This is a genomic window from Galbitalea soli (assembly GCF_010686725.1).
In the GTDB taxonomy this organism is placed as follows: domain Bacteria; phylum Actinomycetota; class Actinomycetes; order Actinomycetales; family Microbacteriaceae; genus Galbitalea; species Galbitalea soli.
Genome location: NZ_JAAGWZ010000002.1, coordinates 812,574 through 829,220, shown reverse-complemented (window position 1 = coordinate 829,220; position 16,647 = coordinate 812,574). Strand labels below are relative to the sequence as shown.

Below are 16,647 nucleotides of genomic sequence, written 5' to 3'. Positions count from 1 at the left end.
GGCGGCGGCGCGCACGCGAAGATAGTGGGGTGAATCGCCGTCTCGCCGTCGCCGCTGTCGCGGGCATCGTCTGCCTGTCGGCGGTGGGCGGGGCGGCCGTCTCCTCCGCGATGGCGCCGGTCGCCCACGGCGAGGCCCTCACGGTCGCGCCGATCCGCATCGGGACGGGCTCCGAGCCGACCGGCCGACCCACCCCCACCCCCACGCCATCCACCGGTGCCGACGACGGCACGGGGTCGACGCCCTCGCCCTCCCCCACGCGCACCGCGACGCCCGACCCCACGACGACGCCCACCCCGACCCCCACGCGCCCGTGGGACGGCAAGACCGGCGCGATCGCGGTCATCCCCGTCGAGCCGCACGAGGTCGGCGACGACAACGGCAAAGGTCACCACAAGCCGCACCCGGGTCACGACGCGGGCACGAGCGGTGGCGGCCAGACGAGTGGATCGACGGGCCCCTCGGGCTCCTCGGGCACGAGCGGTGGCAGCAATGGCAGCCCCGGCGCGGGAAACGGGTCCTCCTCGGGCGACAGCTCCAACGGCGGCTGACCTGCCGGGTGAGACATCTCTCATCTGCTGCTCGCAGTCGTCTCATCGAGACTTCGCAGAGTAGGGGCACGGTTCCACTTCCGGGCCGTTGCTAGACGAATGGATCTCTCTCCATGAAACTGACTCCTCCGCAGATCGCCGGCGTCGTCGGGGCCTCCGTACTCGGGCTCGGCCTCACCTTCGGTGCCGCCTACTCCGCGAGCGCGACCGGCGCCGCCTTCTTCGGCCACAGCTCGGCCGCGAGCGACGTGCAGCCGCTCGTCGTGACTCCCACGTCGACGCCGACGAACGGTGACGACGACGGCACCGAGACCCCGGAGCCGACCCCGACGGGCGTGCCGACCGGCATCCCGACTTGGCTGCACACGCCGGCCTCGGGTGAGGACGAGCAGACCGAGACCGACCACAGCGGTGCCGAGGAGAAGGCCGAGCACGCGCGCGACCACAGCATCGACCCCGCGGCCCCGCACCGCAACAACATCGCGCACCACCACAACGGCGACGGCTACTGGAAGCACGGCGGCGGCTCCACGCCGACCCCGGCTCCCACCACGGTTCCGACCGGCACGCCCACCCCGGCGCAGTAGAGCCTCGCGGACACGTCCGCGACACGATCGAACGGCGGCCCCGCTCAGGGGGGCCGCCGTTCTGTCGTTCAAGGGTGCGGCTCAGCGCAGGCGGTACCCCATGCCGCGCACCGTCTCGATGCGTTCCGGCCCGAACTTGGCGCGCAGATACCGGACGTACACGTCGACCACGTTCGACCCCGGATCGAAGTCGAAGCCCCACACCCGGCTGAGCAGTTGCTCGCGACTCAGCACCTGGTCGGGATTCCGCAGGAACTCCTCCGCGAGAGCGAACTCGCGCGCGGAGAGGTCGACGGTGCGCTCCCCGATGGTGGCGCGGCGGGTGCGCAGGTCGAGCTCGAGCTCACCATGCGACAGGGTGGGCGACGAGCTCTGGCCCGTGTCACGAAGGCGCAAGCGGATGCGCGCGAGCAGTTCATCCACCTTGAAGGGCTTCGGCATGTAGTCGTTGGCGCCCGCGTCGAGCCCCGCGACGGTGTCGCTGACCTGGGTGCGGGCGGTCAGCATGATGATCGGAACGGTGACGTTCTCGGCCCGCAGCTGCCGCAGCACAGAGAAGCCGTCGAGCCCGGGCAGCCCCACGTCGAGGAGCACGAGGTCGATCTCGGGCCGGCGGGCGCCCTCGAGGGCACTCGGCCCGTCGCTCACGACGGTGGTGACGTACCCCGCCGAGGTGAGCCCCTTCTCGACGAAACTCGAGATGCGCTGCTCGTCTTCGGCGATCAGGATGCGAGCCATGGTGTGTCCCCCTGTGGTGCGATCGAATCGGTGGTGCGGGGCACGACGATACCGAAGCGCGATCCATGCCGGCTGGACAGCAGCGACACGCGACCGCCGTGGGCGAGGGCGATCGCCCGCACGATCGGGAGGCCGAGGCCCGACCCCTGAATGCCGCGCCCCGCATCCACCCGACCGAACCGCTCGAAGATGCGCTCGCGCGCCTCCTCAGGGATGCCCGGCCCCCGGTCGGCGACCCAGAACTCGACCCCGTCGCGCACCTCCGACGAGCCGACGACGATCCGCGAGCCGCTCGGCGAGTACTTCGCCGCGTTGTCGGCGAGCTGCAGCCACGCCTGCGTGATCTTGGCCGCATCGACGTCGACCGTGACGAAGACCGAGCCGCCGAAGACCCACTCGTGGTCGGGCAGCACAGAGGCCTTCGCGAAGACGTCATCGGTGAGATCGGCGACATCGGTGGGAGCGGCGACGATCGTCGTCTGCTGCGTGGTGGCGAGCGCCTCGATGTCGTTGATGAGCGCGCTCATGCGGTCGAGCTCGTCGATCGCGAGGGCCCGGGTGGCCTCCACGTCGGCGGGCTTCGAGGCGTCGAGCAGCTCGAGGTGGCCGCGCAGGATGGTCACCGGCGTCTTGAGCTCGTGGCGCACGTCGTCGAGCAGCTGGCGCTGACTCGTCATCGCGGTGTCGAGTCGGCCAAGCATGTCGTTGATCGTGACGGTGAGATCGGAGATGTCGTCGCGGCCGACGACCGGGATCCGCTCGTGGAGGGCGGTGGCGGTCATCCGGGAGGCGGTGACGCGCAGCCGACGGATGGGACGCAGCAGCCGGCCGGCGACCACCCAGCCGACCAGGCCGATCGCGATGAGGGCGATCCCCGCCACGATCGCGTAAGTGACGAAGGCGGCCGCGAGGTCGGAGAGCTCGGCGCCCGTGTCGATGGCGGCGATGTAGACGCCGGAGTCGGCGGTGCCTGCGACGGAGATGGGGGCGGCGATGTAGCGGATGTCGCGCCCGCCGAGCCGCGTCGACCCCAGCCAGACGGAGCCGGAGGAGGTCTCTGACACGACCGTCGCGATGAAGGAGCTGTCGTTCTGAAGGCTGAACGGGGTCTGGATCGCCGGGTAGAAGCGGGCCTTGCCGTTCACGATGCCGAGCGAGGTCTCGTTGCGGTCGGGGATGACCCGCTGAACGACGAGGAAGAGGGCGTCGCTCGTGGTCGTCGGCAGCGGCTTGGTCTGGGTCGTGACCGCCCGCGCCGCGTCGACGCGAGAGATGAGGCGGGCGTCGACCGCCTGCAGGATGCGACTGCGCTGCACGAGGAAGGTGGTGGCCCCGGCCCCGACGACACCGATCGCCGCGACGAGCAGGATCGAGGCCAGGATGCGCGACCGCACCGACCAGCGCGGCCGCGGGAGGCGGAGGGCGGGGCGGTCGGTGGGGGCGGGATCGGGTTCGGGGGTAGGGGTGGGTGCGGGGCCGGGTTCGGCGGGGGCGGGCGCAGGGGTGGGTGCGGGTGCGGGTTCGGTGGGGGCGGGCGCGTCGAGGGTGCGGGTGCGGGGAGCCGGGGGCGCGGTTGGGGGCTCGGGCTCCGGCTCGCGCTCGCGCTCGGGCTCGGGCTCGGGCTCCGGCTCGCGCTCGCGCTCGGGCTCGGGCTCCGGCTCGCGCTCGCGCTCGGGCTCGGGCTCCGGCTCGCGCTCGCGCTCGGGCTCGGGCTCGGGCTCGGGCTCGGGCTCGGGGGTGAGCGGGCCGAACAACTCCTCAAGCGTCAAGCGGCCGGGCGGCGAGGTCGCGGAACCTGGCTCCAGCTCGGAGCGCGGCGCGTTGCGCGCAAATCTGCCGCCGCGACCGTGACGGGCGCTGCCACCGTCGTCGGGGTCGCTCGGGTCGCCGCTCATGCCTCCAGTATGACGAAGGGCCCCGAGGCCGGTCATCCACATGAGAGACCTCTCACCGGGTGCCGACGGCTCGACCGTCTGTTCGGGCGCCCGGGCCGCCCGGAGGGGTGTCGCCCGGCCGCCGCCCCGCCAGCACCCTCGTTTTGCTGCACAAAATTGTGCAACGGCGCGGCCGTTGCGCCGTCAGTTGTCGATCTGGCGCGCCAGATCCACGTTGTTGCACAAAAAGTGCCAACTCGAGTGGGGTGGGCCAACTCGAGTGGGGTGAGGCAACTCGAGTGGGTTCGGGCAACTCGAGTGGGGTGGCCAACTCGCGCGGGTTCGGCCAACTCGGGCGCGGCCGCCCGACGCGGGTAGAATCGGTGGCGATCCCCACACTCAGGCACCCCACTACTGACACGGTGCCGCACATATCGAACCGGAGTACTCATGGCCGCCGCCATCCCAGAAAAGCCCGCCCTCGAGGGTCTCGAAGCCAAGTGGGGTCCCGAGTGGGAGGCCCGCGGCACCTACCGGTTCCTCCGCGAGGGCGCCACCCGCGAGACCGTCTTCTCGATCGACACTCCCCCGCCCACGGCCTCGGGGAGCCTGCACATCGGGCACGTGTTCAGCTACACGCACATGGATCTCATCGCCCGATACCAGCGGATGCGCGGCAAGACCCTGTTCTACCCGATGGGCTGGGACGACAACGGGCTCCCCACCGAGCGCCGGGTGCAGAACTACTACGGCGTGCGCTGCGACCCCTCCCTCCCCTACGACGCCGACTTCGTGCCCCCGCTCGAGGGCGGGGAGAACGCGAGCAGCAAGGCCGCAGACCAGGTGCCCATCTCGCGCCGCAACTTCATCGAGCTCTGCGAGCGCCTCACCGTCGAAGACGAGAAGCAGTTCGAGGATGTCTGGCGCACGCTCGGGCTCTCCGTCGACTGGGCGCAGACGTATCGCACCATCGGCGACGAGGCGCAGACCGCGGCGCAGAGGGCGTTCCTGCGCAACCTCGCCCGCGGCGAGGCGTACCAGGCCGACGCGCCCACGCTGTGGGACATCACCTTCCGCACGGCCGTCGCCCAGGCCGAGCTGGAAGACAAGGAGCAGTCGGCCGCGTACCACGCGATCACCTTCCACACGGCCGACGGCGAGCCGCTCATCATCGAGACGACCCGCCCCGAACTGCTGGCCGCCTGCGTGGCGGTCGTCGCGCATCCGGATGACGAGCGCTACCAGTCGCTCTTCGGCACGACGGTGACCACGCCGCTCTTCGGCGTGCCGGTTCCGGTCGTCTCGCACCACCTCGCGCAGAAGGACAAGGGCTCCGGAATCGCGATGATCTGCACCTTCGGCGACGTGACCGACGTGGTGTGGTGGCGCGAGCTCGACCTGCCCAACCGCACGATCATCGGCGCTGATGGCCGACTCATCGCCGAGGCCCCGGAAGCCCTCACCACCGAGACCGCGCGGGCGCGCTACGCCGAGCTGGCCGGCAAGACCGTGTTCAGCGCGAAGGCGAGGGTCTTCGAACTGCTGCGCGAGACGGGCGAGCTCATCGGCGAGCCGAAGCCGATCACCCACCAGGTGAAGTTCTTCGAGAAGGGCGACCGACCGCTGGAGATCATCTCCACCCGCCAGTGGTACATCAGCAACGGCGCCCGCGACGCGGGACTGCGCGACCGCCTCGTCGCCGACGGCCGAGCCATCGCGTTCACTCCCGAGCACATGCGCGTGCGCTACGAGAACTGGGTCGGCGGCCTCACCGGCGACTGGCTCATCTCGCGCCAGCGCTTCTTCGGCGTGCCGCTGCCGGTCTGGTACGAGCTCGACGCGGAGGGCAACCGCGGTGCCGTCATCGTGCCGTCGGAGGATGCCCTCCCGGTCGACCCCGCCTCCGACACCGCCCCCGGCTACGACGAGTCGCAGCGCGGCGTTCCCGGCGGGTTCGTCGGCGAGATCGACATCATGGACACCTGGGCCACCTCCAGCCTCACCCCGCAGATCGCGGGCGGTTGGGAGCGCGACCCCGAGCTGTTCGACCTCGTGTTCCCGTATTCCCTGCGCAGCCAGGGCCAGGACATCATCCGCACCTGGCTGTTCTCGACGGTGCTGCGCTCCGAGCTCGAGCACGGCCGGGTGCCGTGGGCCAACGCCGGCATCTCGGGCTTCATCGTCGACCCCGACCGCAAGAAGATGTCGAAGTCGAAGGGCAACGTCGTCACCCCGGCGGCGATGCTCGACGAGCACGGCTCGGATGCGGTGCGCTACTGGGCGGCGTCGAGCCGACTCGGCACCGACGCAGCGTTCGACCCGCAGAACCCCAAGCAGATCAAGATCGGCCGACGGCTCGCCATCAAGGTGCTCAACGCCGCGAAGTTCGTCTACAGCTTCCCGGAGCCGCAGACAGACAGCGGCGCGACCACCCCGCTCGACCTCGACCTCACGGCGGAGCTCGATCGCGTGATCGCGACGGCGACCGCCGCCTTCGACGCCTTCGATCATGCCCGCGCCCTCGAGACGGCCGAGCAGTTCTTCTGGACCTTCTGCGACGACTACCTCGAACTCGTCAAGGAGCGCGCCTACGGTGCGGGCACCCCCGAGGGCCAGGCGAGTGCGGCGAGCACGCTGCGCGGCGCCGTGGATGTCCTGCTCCGGTTGTTCGCCCCGTTCATCCCCTTCGCCACCGAGGAGGTCTGGAGCTGGACCCACGAGAGCTCGGTCCACACCGCCCCGTGGCCCACGGTCACCGGTGCACCCGAGCCCTCCGGTCTGCTCCCGCTTGTCAGCGAGGCGCTCATCGGGATCCGCCGGGCGAAGACCGACGCCAAGGCCTCGCAGAAGACCGAGGTGGTGTCGGCCACGATCAGCGGCCCGGCCGCTCTGCGTCAGGCGGAGGAGGACCTCAAGGCGGTCGGGCGGATCGCCCGCATCGACTGGGTGGAGTCGGCGGAGGTGTCGGTCTCCGACATCGTGCTGGCCGAGCAGCCCGCCTGACCGAGCCGTCGGCGAGACCGACCGCACGCGAGACCGAGAGAAGGAGAGACCATGCAGCTGGGCACCCGATGGAACGTCGGAGGCGAACCCCCGGCCCGCCTCCCCGAGCAGGTCGTCGCCGCGGTCGCCGAGGTGGAGGCCGAGCTGGAGGGTGTCGACACCGCGAACTGGCGGTGGACGCTCACCTGGCTGGAGGGGCGGCCCGTCGTGGAGCTGGACGACGGCACGGTCATCCGCGTCGACTACGAGGGGAACGTCGTCACCACGCGCGAGGACTGACCGCCCGCCGCGAGCGACGGCACGGCACGGCACGGCACGAGCGACACGGCGGCGCGAGCGACGGCGCGGCGCTGGGCCTAGTGCCCCAGCGGCAGGGTCACCGCCGCGAGCCGCGCCCGCTCGTTCGCGCGCAGGAGGGCCATGCGCTCGTGGTCGACCCCGCCGCGCCGACTGCGCCGACGCGACCAGCGGAGCAGGTGCAGCGCGATCGCCGCGACCGTTCGGTCGAGCGCGGACGGGCGGTGGCGGGCGGCCCGCGGGAGGGTGGTGAGTGCTGGTGCAGACATGGCGTTCGCCTTTCGTGTAGCTCTGAGATTAGGGGTGACCACCGACATTCCGGGGGTCTCGCCGAGCGCAGCAAATGCCGCCCGGATCAGGGATTCTGTGGTGTCGCCGTCTCGGTTCCGTCGACGACCGGGAAGGCGTTGAAGTGCACCTGGACGGGCCTCGCGCCGGGCTCATCGAGGTCGCGATAGCGCTCGAGAGCCGCGTGGAAGGTGCCCTCCAACTCGCCGACCAGCGCGGCGAGCTGCTCGGCGGTAAGCCGGAGGTTGGCGCTGCTGACGGTAGCGGCGGTCATCCACTCGGGGCTCAGCGTGGAGTAGCCGTTCACGATGAAGTCCTGCAGGGCCGACTCGCGAGATCGCTGGAACTCGCGCGTGACGAGCTCGGCCGCAGAACGCGCCGCCGGCGAGTCGCCGATCTGCTCGACCATGACCGCAATGCCGCCCGGCACGCGTTCCCACCAGCGCTCACGCTCGGTGCCCTTGCCCTCGACCTCGCGGACGAAGCCGTGCTTCTCCAGCTGCCGCAGGTGATAGCTCGTGGCACCGCTCGACTCGCGAAGCCGCTCGGCCAGACCGCTCGCCGTGCTCGCACCGTAGGTGGAGAGCGCGTCGATGATCTGCACGCGCAGCGGGTGCGCGAGGGCCTTCAACCCCGCGAGGTCGAGGGCGCGCGGGCCGGTCGGCTGGGCGGGGTGCACATCGTCGAAATCGGACATAGTGCAAAGATACCTTTGCAACATTCTCTTTGCAAGAGTTTCTTTGCAAATGATTGTTTGCAACTTGGATGACCGTAGGGTGGAAGGCATGACGAACCCGTTCTTCGAGCCCTCCCCCCTCCCCTACGGACTGCCGCCTTTCGCCGACATCCGCGACGAGCACTACCGCCCGGCCTTCGACCGGGGGTTCGAGGAGCACCTCGCCGAGATCGCCGCGATCGCCGAGAACCCCGAGCCCGCGACCTTCGAGAACACGATGATCCCGCTCGAGAAGAGCGGGCAGATCCTGGAGCGCGTGGCCACCGTCTTCTTCAACAAGTCCTCCTCCGACAGCTCCGACTTCACCAACGAGCTCGAGGAGGTCATGGCGCCGCTCCTCGCCGCCCATGCGGACGCGATCACCCTCAACCCTCGGCTGTACGCCCGCATCACCGCGCTGTTCGAGACGCGGGCCGAGCTCGGACTCGACCCGGAATCGGTCTACCTCGTCGAGCGCTACCACGCGGAGTTCACGCAGGCGGGTGCCGGCCTCGACGACGCGGCGAAGGAGCGGCTGCGCGAGTACAACCAGCAGCTCGCGGCGCTCACCACCCGCTTCGAGAAGAACCTCCTGGCCGACACCAACGACCTCGCGGTCGTGATCGACGACGTCGAGGAGCTTGCGGGGCTCGACGAGGGCGAGATCTCGGCAGCGGCCGAGGCCGCGCGCGAGCGCGGGCTGGAGGGGAAGTACCTCATCACGCTCGTGCTGCCGACCGGGCATCCGTATCTCGCCTCGCTCAGCAATCGCGCCGTTCGCGAGCGCATCATGACTGCCTCGCGATCGCGCGGCAGCCGCGGCGGCGAGCACGACAACCGGCAGCTCGTGCTCGACATCACCCGGCTGCGCGCCGAGCGCGCGCGGCTGCTCGGGTTCGCCACGCACGCGGCCCTCATCACCTCCGACGAGACCGCGAAGACGCCCGAGGCGGTCGACGAGATGCTCCGCCGGCTGGCCCCGGCCGCGGCGCGCAACGCCCACGCCGAGCAGGCCGACCTTCAGGCGCTCGTCGGCGACGAGTATTCCGTCGCGGCGTGGGACTGGGCCTTCCTCACCGAGAAGGTGCGCAAGGCGAAGTACGACGTCGACACGGCGGAGATGCGCCCCTACTTCGAGGCGGAGCGGGTGCTGCACGACGGCGTCTTCTGGGCCGCGACTCAGGTCTACGGCATCACCTTCACCGAGCGCACCGACCTCGTCGCCTACCACCCCGAGGCCCGGGTGTTCGAGGTGCGGGACTCCGACGGCGAGCCCGTCGGCCTCTACGTGTACGACCTCTACACGCGCGACTCCAAGCGCGGCGGCGCGTGGATGAACCCGCTCATCTCGCAGAACAGCTTGCTCGGGCATCCGGTCGTCGTCGTCAACAACCTCAACGTGCCGAAGCCGGCCGCCGGCTCGCCGACACTGCTCAGCTACGACGAGGTGAACACGCTGTTCCACGAGTTCGGCCACGCGCTGCACGGGCTCTTCGCGCGCGTGACGTACCCCAAGTTCGCGGGCACCAACGTGTTCCGCGACTTCGTCGAGTTCCCCAGCCAGGTGAACGAGATGTGGATGCTCTGGCCCGAGGTGCTCGCGAACTACGCGCGCCACCACCTCACGGGCGAGCCCATGCCCGCCGAGCTGGTCGAGAAGGTGAAGGCCTCCTCGACCTTCAACGAGGGCTTCGCGACCTCCGAGTACCTGACGGCGGCGCTGCTCGACCAGGCCTGGCACCGCATCACGGCCGACGACCGGGTCACCGACGTGGCCGAGTTCGAGGCGAGCGCGATCGCGAGCTTCGGCCTCGACAACCCCGCCGTGCCGACGCGGTACTCGAGCACCTACTTCGCGCACACCTTCTCGGGCGGCTACGACGCCGGGTACTACTCCTACATCTGGAGCGAGGTGCTCGATGCCGACACCGTGGAGTGGTTCAAGGAGAACGGTGGGATGCTGCGCGCGAACGGCGACCGCTTCCGGCAGCGGCTGCTCGGAGTGGGCGGGTCGAAGGACCCGCTCGAGGCCTTCCGCGACTTCCGCGGTCGCGACGCCGAGATTCAGCCGCTGCTCGACCGCCGCGGACTCAACTGATCAGAGCGCGCAGGGTCGCGAGCTTCGTCTCGAGGTCGGGGCCCTGCGGCGCGACGATCACCTCGTCGGCACCGGTGCGCCCGACGAGGTCGCGGATGCTCGCCGTCGCGTGCGCGAGGTCGCCGATCGCCTGCTGCGCGTTGCGCTGCTGCACGAAGGCGCGCTCCGCGGGCGTCCACGGATGCGCCTCGGCCTCGGCCAGCGTCGGCAGCCGACCCGGTCGCTGACCCGTCCGCAAGCGGGTGAAGTAGAGCCCGTTCGGCAGGGCGAGACGCTCCGCCTCCTCGACCGACTCCGCCACGATCGTTGCCACGGCGACCATGGAGTGCGGCTCGGCCAGCTGCTCGGAGGGGCGGAACGCGGCCCGATAGGCGTCGAAGGCGAGGGGTGTCGTGTCGCCGCCCGCGAAGTGGTGAGCGAAGGCGAAGGGGAGGCCGAGCATCCCCGCCAGCTGGGCGCTGAAGGTGCTCGATCCCAGGAGCCACAGCTCCGGGGCGTCACCGCGGCCGGGATAGGCGGCGACGCGGTCGCCCAGGCCGTTCTCCAGCGGCTCCGTGATGCCGAAGAGGGCGAGCAACTCGATGACCTGCTGCGGGAAGTCGTCGACCGTCTCGGTCTGCAGGTTTCGGCGGAGCACCTGCGCGGTGAGGCCGTCGGTGCCCGGAGCGCGCCCGAGACCGAGGTCGATTCGCGCACCGTTGAGGGCCACGAGGGTGCCGAACTGCTCGGCGATGACGAGCGAGGAGTGGTTCGGCAGCATCACGCCACCGGAGCCGACCCGGATGCGCTGCGTGGCGGCGGCGATCGCCGCGATGAGCACCGCGGGCGCCGAGCTCGCCACAGCGGGCATTCCGTGGTGCTCGGCGACCCAGAACCGCCGGTAACCCAGCGCCTCCGCCTCCTGCGCGGTGCGGATGGTCTGCGCGAGCGAGTCGGCGTGGCTCATGCCGCTGTACACGGAGGCCAGGTCGAGCACGGAGAGGGGACGATCGAGAACGGTCACCCTGAGGTCAACCGGTCGCGGCGGGATGTCATTCCACGCGTCGCGGCGCCGTCGCCGCCCCCGGGTGCCGGGTTGGCTGCGAGGGCGTGAAGCTCAGGCCGTGCGACGGCGGCGGGTCTCGAGCCAGAGCATGACGACGCCGCCCACCACGAGGCCCCAGAACGCCGACCCGATGCCGGCGATCGCGATGCCCGAGACGACGACCAGGAAGGTGATCGCGGCGACCGGGCGGTGCTGCGGCGCCTCGAACGCCGAGGTCAGGCCCGCGATGAACGCCCCGAGCATCGCGAGGCCCGCGACGGTCTGGATGATCAGCGGCGGGCTCGCCGAGACGAGAGAGGTCGCGAGCCCGGCGCAGACGCCGAGCGCGAGGTACACGACTCCCCCGGTCACGGCGGCGATCCAGCGCTTCGATCGCTCCGGGTGCGCGTCGGGGCCGGCCATGAGCGCGGCGGAGAGCGCGGCGAGATTCACGGCGTGGCCGCCGAAGAGCCCGGCGACGACGCTCATCCCGCCGACGCCCACGAGCACCGTTCGGGCCGGCGGCGGCGGGTAGTCGAGTGTGCGCAGCACCGCGAAGCCGGGAACGTTCTGGCCCGCCATGGTCACGAAGTACAGGGGGATGCCCAGGCTCACGATCACGAGCGGGTCGAAGCTCGGCGCCACGAACACGACGCGCGGGGCGACGACCGCCGCACCCAGCCACGAGGTGCCGGCGCTCATGCCGATCACCACGATGGTCACGACGAGCGCGGCCGGAACCGCCCAACGCGGAGCGAGCCGGTAGAGCACGAGCCACACCACGATGATCGGCAGCGCGAGGAGCGGCGAGCGCACGGAGGCGAGCACCGGCGAGAGGCAGATCGGGAACAGGATGCCGGCGAGCATCGCCGCGGCGATCGGGGTGGGGATTCCCGTGACCGCGCGCGTGAGAGCCGGCCACAGGCCCGTCAGCAGCGTGAGCACGCCCGCGACGACGAAGGCGCCGACCGCGGCGGCGAAGTGCTCCGTGGTCGAGTGCGCGGCGATCAGGAGCGCCGCGCCCGGCGATGACCAGGCGAAGGAGAGCGGCGTGCGGAAGCGGAGCGACAGGATGACCGCGAGCAGCCCCTGCGTGATGCACAGGGCGAGCAACCCCGAGGCCGCCTCCGCGGGTGAGGCCCCGACGGCGGTCAGACCCGCGATGACGAGGGCGAAGGTGCTCGCGAAACCGGTGACTGCGCCGACGATGCCGGCGACGATGGGCTGGACGATGGTGCTGGCTAGGCGGACTTCTCGCCGGCGGCGCGCACCGGCTTGCGCGGTACGAGCGTGGGTGCCGCGTTGTCGAGGACCGCCTGGCGGGTGACGATGACGCGCCCGACATCGTCGGAGGACGGGACGTCGAACATGATGGGCCCGAGCACCTCCTCCATGATGGCGCGAAGGCCGCGAGCGCCCGTCTTGCGGAGCACGGCGAGATCGGCGATGGCCTCGAGCGCGTCCTGGTCGAAGTCGAGCTGCACACCGTCGATCTCGAACATGCGCTGGTACTGGCGCACGAGCGCGTTCTTCGGCTGGGTCAGGATGTCCATGAGGGCGACCTGGTCGAGCTGGGTCACGGTCGTGACGACGGGGAGGCGGCCGATGAACTCGGGGATGAGCCCGAACTTGTGCAGGTCTTCGGGCAGGACCTCGCCGAAGAGGTTCACGTCGTCGCCCTTGCTGTGCAGCGGGGCACCGAAGCCGATGCCCTTCTTGCCCGCGCGCTGGCTGATGATCTCCTCGAGGCCCGCGAAGGCGCCGGCGACGATGAAGAGCACGTTGGTGGTGTCGACCTGGATGAACTCCTGGTGCGGATGCTTGCGACCGCCCTGCGGCGGCACCGAGGCGACCGTGCCCTCGAGGATCTTGAGCAGTGCCTGCTGCACGCCCTCGCCCGAGACATCGCGGGTGATCGACGGGTTCTCTGCCTTCCGCGCGATCTTGTCGATCTCGTCGATGTAGATGATGCCGGTCTCGGCGCGCTTCACGTCGTAGTCGGCGGCCTGAATGAGCTTCAGGAGGATGTTCTCCACGTCTTCGCCCACGTAGCCGGCCTCGGTGAGGGCGGTCGCGTCGGCGACCGCGAACGGCACGTTGAGCCGCTTCGCCAGGGTCTGCGCGAGGTAGGTCTTGCCGCACCCGGTGGGGCCGATGAGCAGGATGTTGGACTTGGCGATCTCGACATCGTCGATGATGTCGGCCGAAGTGATCTGGTTGCGGGCGCGGATGCGCTTGTAGTGGTTGTAGACGGCGACCGAGAGCGCGCGCTTCGCGGGCTCCTGCCCGATGACGTACTCCTCCAGGAACGCGTAGATCTCGCGCGGCTTCGGGAGGTCGAACTCGCTCGACGCCTCCTCGCCCGCCTCGGCGAGTCGCTCCTCGATGATCTCGTTGCAGAGTTCGACGCACTCGTCGCAGATGTACACGCCAGGGCCGGCGATGAGCTGCTGAACCTGCTTCTGGCTCTTCCCGCAGAAAGAACACTTCAGCAGGTCGGCGCTTTCCCCGATGCGGGCCACTGTCGCTCTCCCTCTTCACGCGTGACTGGTTCATCCGAGCCTAGCCCGTGGCGGTGACAGCGGTCGTCACGTGACAGAAACTACTCTCCCGGCGTGCCGCGGCAGCGGCCTCCCCCGTGGTTCGGTGCGGCGGCGCGGATGGGTGGGATCCTGCGCCCAGCAGACCCTCGGGCAAGCGCCGCTAGCGTGGGTGACGAATCACCGGTGCCGAGCAGGGCAGGGAGGACGACATGACGACACGACGGAACCCGGTGCGGGGCATCCTGACCGCCGCAGCCACCCTCGCCCTCGTCGCGGGCTCGGTGCTGGGGCTCGCGGAGTCGGCCTCGGCCCACAACTACCTCATCTCGTCGACGCCCGCCGCGGGGTCCACCCTCACGACCCTGCCCGCCTCCTTCGAGCTCACGACCAACGAGCCGCTGCTCGACCTCACCGGCCACGGCGCCGGCTTCGCCTTCCAGGTGAAGGATGCCCACGGCAGCTACTACGGCGACGGCTGCCTCACCGTCCGCGGGCCCACCCTCTCGACCGAGGCGGCACTCGGTGCCCCCGGCGCCTACACGGTGGTGTGGCAGATCATCTCCGCCGACGGTCACACCGTCTCGGGCAGCATCCCCTTCACCTGGGCGCCCACCGGGACCGTGGCGCCCGCCGCCGGCCACGCGACCCCGCAGAACTGCGGCGGCAGGTCGGGCGGGCAGGTGCCGGTCACGCAACAGCTGCCGTCCGGGGGCTCGGCGGCCCCGACGGCGAATCTGGGGATCGTGCTCGGGGTGGGCGGGGGCGTCCTGGGGCTCGGGCTCGTGGTGACGGTCATCCTGCTCGTCGCGGGTCGACGCCGCACTCCGTGAGGCCACGCGCCGCGCCAGCCCACGCACCGCCGACGACACCGCACGACACCGGCCGCACCCCGTGAGACGCACGAAGGGCCGCACCCCGTGTCGGAGTGCGGCCCTTCGGTGTCTGCGCGCTACTTGACGAGCGCCGGGACGTTCTTGCGGCTGGTCAGGACCTGGTCGATGAGACCGTACTCGAGCGCGTCCTGCGCGTTGAGGATCTTGTCGCGGTCGATGTCCTTGTTGACCTGCTCGGGCGTGCGGTTGGAGTGCGCGGAGAGCGTCTCCTCCAGCCAGAGCCGCATGCGGTTGATCTCACGGGCCTGGATCTCGATGTCGGAGGCCTGGCTCGAGCCCTCCGAACCGGCGGCCGGCTGGTGGATGAGGATTCGCGCGTTCGGCAGGGCCAGTCGCTTGCCGGGGGTGCCGGCCGCGAGCAGCACGGCGGCCGCGGAGGCGGCCTGGCCGAGGCAGACGGTCTGGATCTGCGGGCGGATGTACTGCATCGTGTCGTAGATCGCGGTCATCGCGGTGAACGATCCACCGGGCGAGTTGATGTACATGACGATGTCGCGGTCCGGGTCCTGGCTCTCGAGCACGAGGAGCTGAGCCATGACGTCGTCGGCCGAGGCGTCGTCGATCTGCACGCCGAGGAAGATGATGCGGTCCTCGAAGAGCTTGGCGTACGGGTCCTGGCGCTTGTAGCCGTAGGCGGTGCGCTCCTCGAAGGTGGGGAGGATGTAGCGCGCTTCGCCGGTCGGGCGGGCGAGACCGCTGCCGAGGGTGACGTTGTTCATGGTGATCAGTCCTGCTTCCCAGTCGCATCAGCGTTCGACACGCTGTCATCGGTTCCGCCGCCGCCGACCACGTCGCTGGCGTACTCACGGAGGTGGTCGACGAACCCGTACTCCAGCGCTTCCTGCGCGGTGAACCAGTTGTCGCGGTCGTTGTCGATCAGGATCTGCTCGACGGTCTTGCCGGTCTGCTCGGCGGTGAGCTCGGCCATCCGCTTCTTCATGTCGAGGATGACCCCGGCCTGAGTCTGGATGTCGGCCGCGGTGCCACCGAAGCCGCCCGAGGGCTGGTGCAGCAGCACACGCGCGTTCGGCGTGATGTAGCGCTTGCCCTTGGTGCCCGAGGAGAGCAGGAACTGGCCCATCGACGCGGCGAGCCCGATGCCGACGGTGACGATGTCGTTCGGCACGAACTTCATGGTGTCGTAGATCGCCATGCCCGCGGTGATCGAACCACCGGGTGAGTTGATGTAGAGGAAGATGTCTCGCTTAGGATCCTCTGCCGCGAGCAGGAGGATCTTCGCGCAAATCTCGTTGGCGTTCGAGTCGCGCACCTCTGAACCAAGCCAGATGATGCGGTCGGCGAGGAGTTGGTCGAAAATGCTCGAGACCAATGCCGGTTGGGCCATTGTTGCGCTCCGTTTCAGTTATCGCTTGGGTTCGAATCTATCGGAGCGCGTCAGGCGCCACGGTCGTGTTCGCCGTGGGCAGAGCGCGCGTCGGGGCGCGGCGCACCCGGGGATCCGCGCCGCCCCGACTTAGGGTGTGGGCATGACGCAATGGACGCCCGCCGAGATCCGCTCCCGACTGCCGCGCCTGGGCTATCGGGCGCTGACGCCGGGGCTCGCGCTGCCCGTGCTCGCCGGGGCGGTCATCCTCACCCACGGCCGGGTGTCCGACGCTCAGCTCTACGCCACGCAGGGCGACCGCCACCTCTCGGGCAACGGGATCGCCGCCTCCTTCGCGCTCGCCTTCCTCATCCCGGTGCTGGGGTGGATGATCGTGCTCGCCCGCCGCGCCCTGCGCTCCCCCGCCACTCAGCACCCCCGCACCCTCGACCCGCGCCTCGCGTCGATCTACGCGGGGGTCTATGCGGCGCTCGTGCTCTGGACCGTTCTCGCGGCGGCCCTGCCCGACCTGCTGTCGGCCACCTCGATCGCGCTCTTCGCACTGCTCGACATCGCCGTCGTCGTGCTGCTCGTGATGGCGACGGTCGATCTGTTCGCGCTGCGGCTCCCCGGCGAGGCCGCGGCCGCGGTTGACGACGAGGGCGCGGTGGACGCGCTCAGCGCGCTGTTCGCGCCCGCGGAGCCTCGCTAG

16 protein-coding genes are annotated in these 16,647 nt (G+C 70.3%); 7 read left to right on the top strand and 9 right to left on the bottom strand.

The features are described from left to right. Nucleotides 1–29: 29 nt before the first annotated feature. Together G3T37_RS10115 and G3T37_RS10110 are read left to right on the top strand one after the other, a co-directional pair. Nucleotides 30–551 carry a hypothetical protein gene (locus G3T37_RS10115; RefSeq protein ID WP_163473594.1) on the top strand — a complete coding sequence of 174 codons (522 nt, stop codon included), beginning with the start codon at nt 30–32 and terminating at the stop codon, nt 549–551. 113 nt (nt 552–664) lie between these two features. Beyond that, nucleotides 665–1,138, top strand: a complete 474-nt coding sequence (locus G3T37_RS10110; protein ID WP_163473593.1) for a hypothetical protein — start codon at nt 665–667, stop codon at nt 1,136–1,138. Between the two features lie 81 nt (nt 1,139–1,219). Here the strand turns inward: G3T37_RS10110 and G3T37_RS10105 are convergent, their stop codons facing one another. Together G3T37_RS10105 and G3T37_RS10100 are read right to left on the bottom strand one after the other, a co-directional pair. Next, nucleotides 1,220–1,876 carry a response regulator transcription factor gene (locus tag G3T37_RS10105; RefSeq protein ID WP_163473591.1) on the bottom strand — a complete coding sequence of 219 codons (657 nt, stop codon included), beginning with the start codon at nt 1,874–1,876 and terminating at the stop codon, nt 1,220–1,222. Continuing rightward, nucleotides 1,861–3,771, bottom strand: coding sequence for a sensor histidine kinase (locus tag G3T37_RS10100; protein WP_163473589.1), 1,911 nt, complete (start codon nt 3,769–3,771; stop codon nt 1,861–1,863). The genes G3T37_RS10105 and G3T37_RS10100 overlap by 16 nt, the downstream gene beginning before the upstream one ends. Before the next feature lie 429 nt (nt 3,772–4,200). On the opposite strand from G3T37_RS10100, the gene valS reads away from it, so the two are divergent. Both valS and G3T37_RS10090 read left to right on the top strand, forming a co-directional pair. After that, nucleotides 4,201–6,753: a valine--tRNA ligase gene (gene valS, locus G3T37_RS10095; RefSeq protein WP_163473587.1), complete on the top strand. Its 2,553-nt coding sequence runs from the start codon at nt 4,201–4,203 to the stop codon at nt 6,751–6,753. A 51-nt stretch (nt 6,754–6,804) separates the two neighbouring features. Then, entirely contained in the window at nt 6,805–7,032 is a 228-nt protein-coding gene (locus tag G3T37_RS10090) for a hypothetical protein (RefSeq protein WP_163473586.1), read from the top strand. A gap of 77 nt (nt 7,033–7,109) precedes the next feature. Here G3T37_RS10090 and G3T37_RS10085 read toward each other — a convergent pair whose 3' ends face one another. After that, nucleotides 7,110–7,319, bottom strand: coding sequence for a hypothetical protein (locus G3T37_RS10085; RefSeq protein WP_163473584.1), 210 nt, complete (start codon nt 7,317–7,319; stop codon nt 7,110–7,112). Between the two features lie 86 nt (nt 7,320–7,405). Then, the gene (locus G3T37_RS10080; protein ID WP_163473582.1) at nt 7,406–8,035 is read right to left on the bottom strand and encodes an ArsR/SmtB family transcription factor; all 630 of its coding nucleotides are present in this window, start codon (nt 8,033–8,035) and stop codon (nt 7,406–7,408) included. Between the two features lie 88 nt (nt 8,036–8,123). Here G3T37_RS10080 and G3T37_RS10075 point away from each other — a divergent pair, with 88 nt between their 5' ends. Then, a complete protein-coding gene (locus G3T37_RS10075) occupies nt 8,124–10,151 on the top strand; it encodes a M3 family metallopeptidase (protein ID WP_163473580.1) in 2,028 nt (675 codons plus the stop codon). Here G3T37_RS10075 and G3T37_RS10070 read toward each other — a convergent pair. From G3T37_RS10070 to clpX, 3 genes are all read right to left on the bottom strand, one after another. Continuing rightward, complete coding sequence (locus G3T37_RS10070) at nt 10,144–11,154, bottom strand: MsnO8 family LLM class oxidoreductase (RefSeq protein ID WP_163473578.1); 1,011 nt, start codon at nt 11,152–11,154, stop codon at nt 10,144–10,146. The genes G3T37_RS10075 and G3T37_RS10070 overlap by 8 nt on opposite strands. 93 nt (nt 11,155–11,247) lie before the next feature. Then, nucleotides 11,248–12,396 carry a benzoate/H(+) symporter BenE family transporter gene (locus G3T37_RS10065; RefSeq protein ID WP_338401238.1) on the bottom strand — a complete coding sequence of 383 codons (1,149 nt, stop codon included), beginning with the start codon at nt 12,394–12,396 and terminating at the stop codon, nt 11,248–11,250. Nucleotides 12,397–12,416: 20 nt separating this feature from the next. Next, on the bottom strand, nt 12,417–13,697 hold the full coding sequence (gene clpX, locus G3T37_RS10060; protein WP_163473576.1) for an ATP-dependent Clp protease ATP-binding subunit ClpX: 1,281 nt from the start codon (nt 13,695–13,697) through the stop codon (nt 12,417–12,419). A 230-nt stretch (nt 13,698–13,927) separates the two neighbouring features. On the opposite strand from clpX, the gene G3T37_RS10055 reads away from it, so the two are divergent. Further along, nucleotides 13,928–14,548, top strand: a complete 621-nt coding sequence (locus G3T37_RS10055) for a copper resistance CopC family protein (RefSeq protein WP_163473574.1) — start codon at nt 13,928–13,930, stop codon at nt 14,546–14,548. A gap of 119 nt (nt 14,549–14,667) precedes the next feature. Here G3T37_RS10055 and G3T37_RS10050 read toward each other — a convergent pair whose 3' ends face one another. Then, on the bottom strand, nt 14,668–15,330 hold the full coding sequence (locus tag G3T37_RS10050) for an ATP-dependent Clp protease proteolytic subunit (RefSeq protein ID WP_163473572.1): 663 nt from the start codon (nt 15,328–15,330) through the stop codon (nt 14,668–14,670). A gap of 5 nt (nt 15,331–15,335) precedes the next feature. Next, nucleotides 15,336–15,956 (bottom strand): ATP-dependent Clp protease proteolytic subunit, encoded by a 621-nt coding sequence (locus G3T37_RS10045; protein WP_163473570.1) that lies wholly within the window; start codon nt 15,954–15,956, stop codon nt 15,336–15,338. A 142-nt stretch (nt 15,957–16,098) separates the two neighbouring features. Between G3T37_RS10045 and G3T37_RS10040 the strand changes: the two genes are divergently transcribed. After that, nucleotides 16,099–16,647, top strand: a complete 549-nt coding sequence (locus G3T37_RS10040; RefSeq protein WP_163473568.1) for a hypothetical protein — start codon at nt 16,099–16,101, stop codon at nt 16,645–16,647.

Coding starts and splice junctions, on each gene's coding strand:
- G3T37_RS10080 (WP_163473582.1), bottom strand. CDS start 8,035: ATGTCCGATTTCGACGATGTGCACCCCGCCCAGCCGACCGGCCCGCGC.
- G3T37_RS10105 (WP_163473591.1), bottom strand. CDS start 1,876: ATGGCTCGCATCCTGATCGCCGAAGACGAGCAGCGCATCTCGAGTTTC.
- G3T37_RS10110 (WP_163473593.1), top strand. CDS start 665: ATGAAACTGACTCCTCCGCAGATCGCCGGCGTCGTCGGGGCCTCCGTA.
- G3T37_RS10085 (WP_163473584.1), bottom strand. CDS start 7,319: ATGTCTGCACCAGCACTCACCACCCTCCCGCGGGCCGCCCGCCACCGC.
- G3T37_RS10075 (WP_163473580.1), top strand. CDS start 8,124: ATGACGAACCCGTTCTTCGAGCCCTCCCCCCTCCCCTACGGACTGCCG.
- G3T37_RS10045 (WP_163473570.1), bottom strand. CDS start 15,956: ATGGCCCAACCGGCATTGGTCTCGAGCATTTTCGACCAACTCCTCGCC.
- G3T37_RS10040 (WP_163473568.1), top strand. CDS start 16,099: ATGACGCAATGGACGCCCGCCGAGATCCGCTCCCGACTGCCGCGCCTG.
- G3T37_RS10050 (WP_163473572.1), bottom strand. CDS start 15,330: ATGAACAACGTCACCCTCGGCAGCGGTCTCGCCCGCCCGACCGGCGAA.
- G3T37_RS10055 (WP_163473574.1), top strand. CDS start 13,928: ATGACGACACGACGGAACCCGGTGCGGGGCATCCTGACCGCCGCAGCC.
- G3T37_RS10100 (WP_163473589.1), bottom strand. CDS start 3,771: ATGAGCGGCGACCCGAGCGACCCCGACGACGGTGGCAGCGCCCGTCAC.
- valS (WP_163473587.1), top strand. CDS start 4,201: ATGGCCGCCGCCATCCCAGAAAAGCCCGCCCTCGAGGGTCTCGAAGCC.
- G3T37_RS10090 (WP_163473586.1), top strand. CDS start 6,805: ATGCAGCTGGGCACCCGATGGAACGTCGGAGGCGAACCCCCGGCCCGC.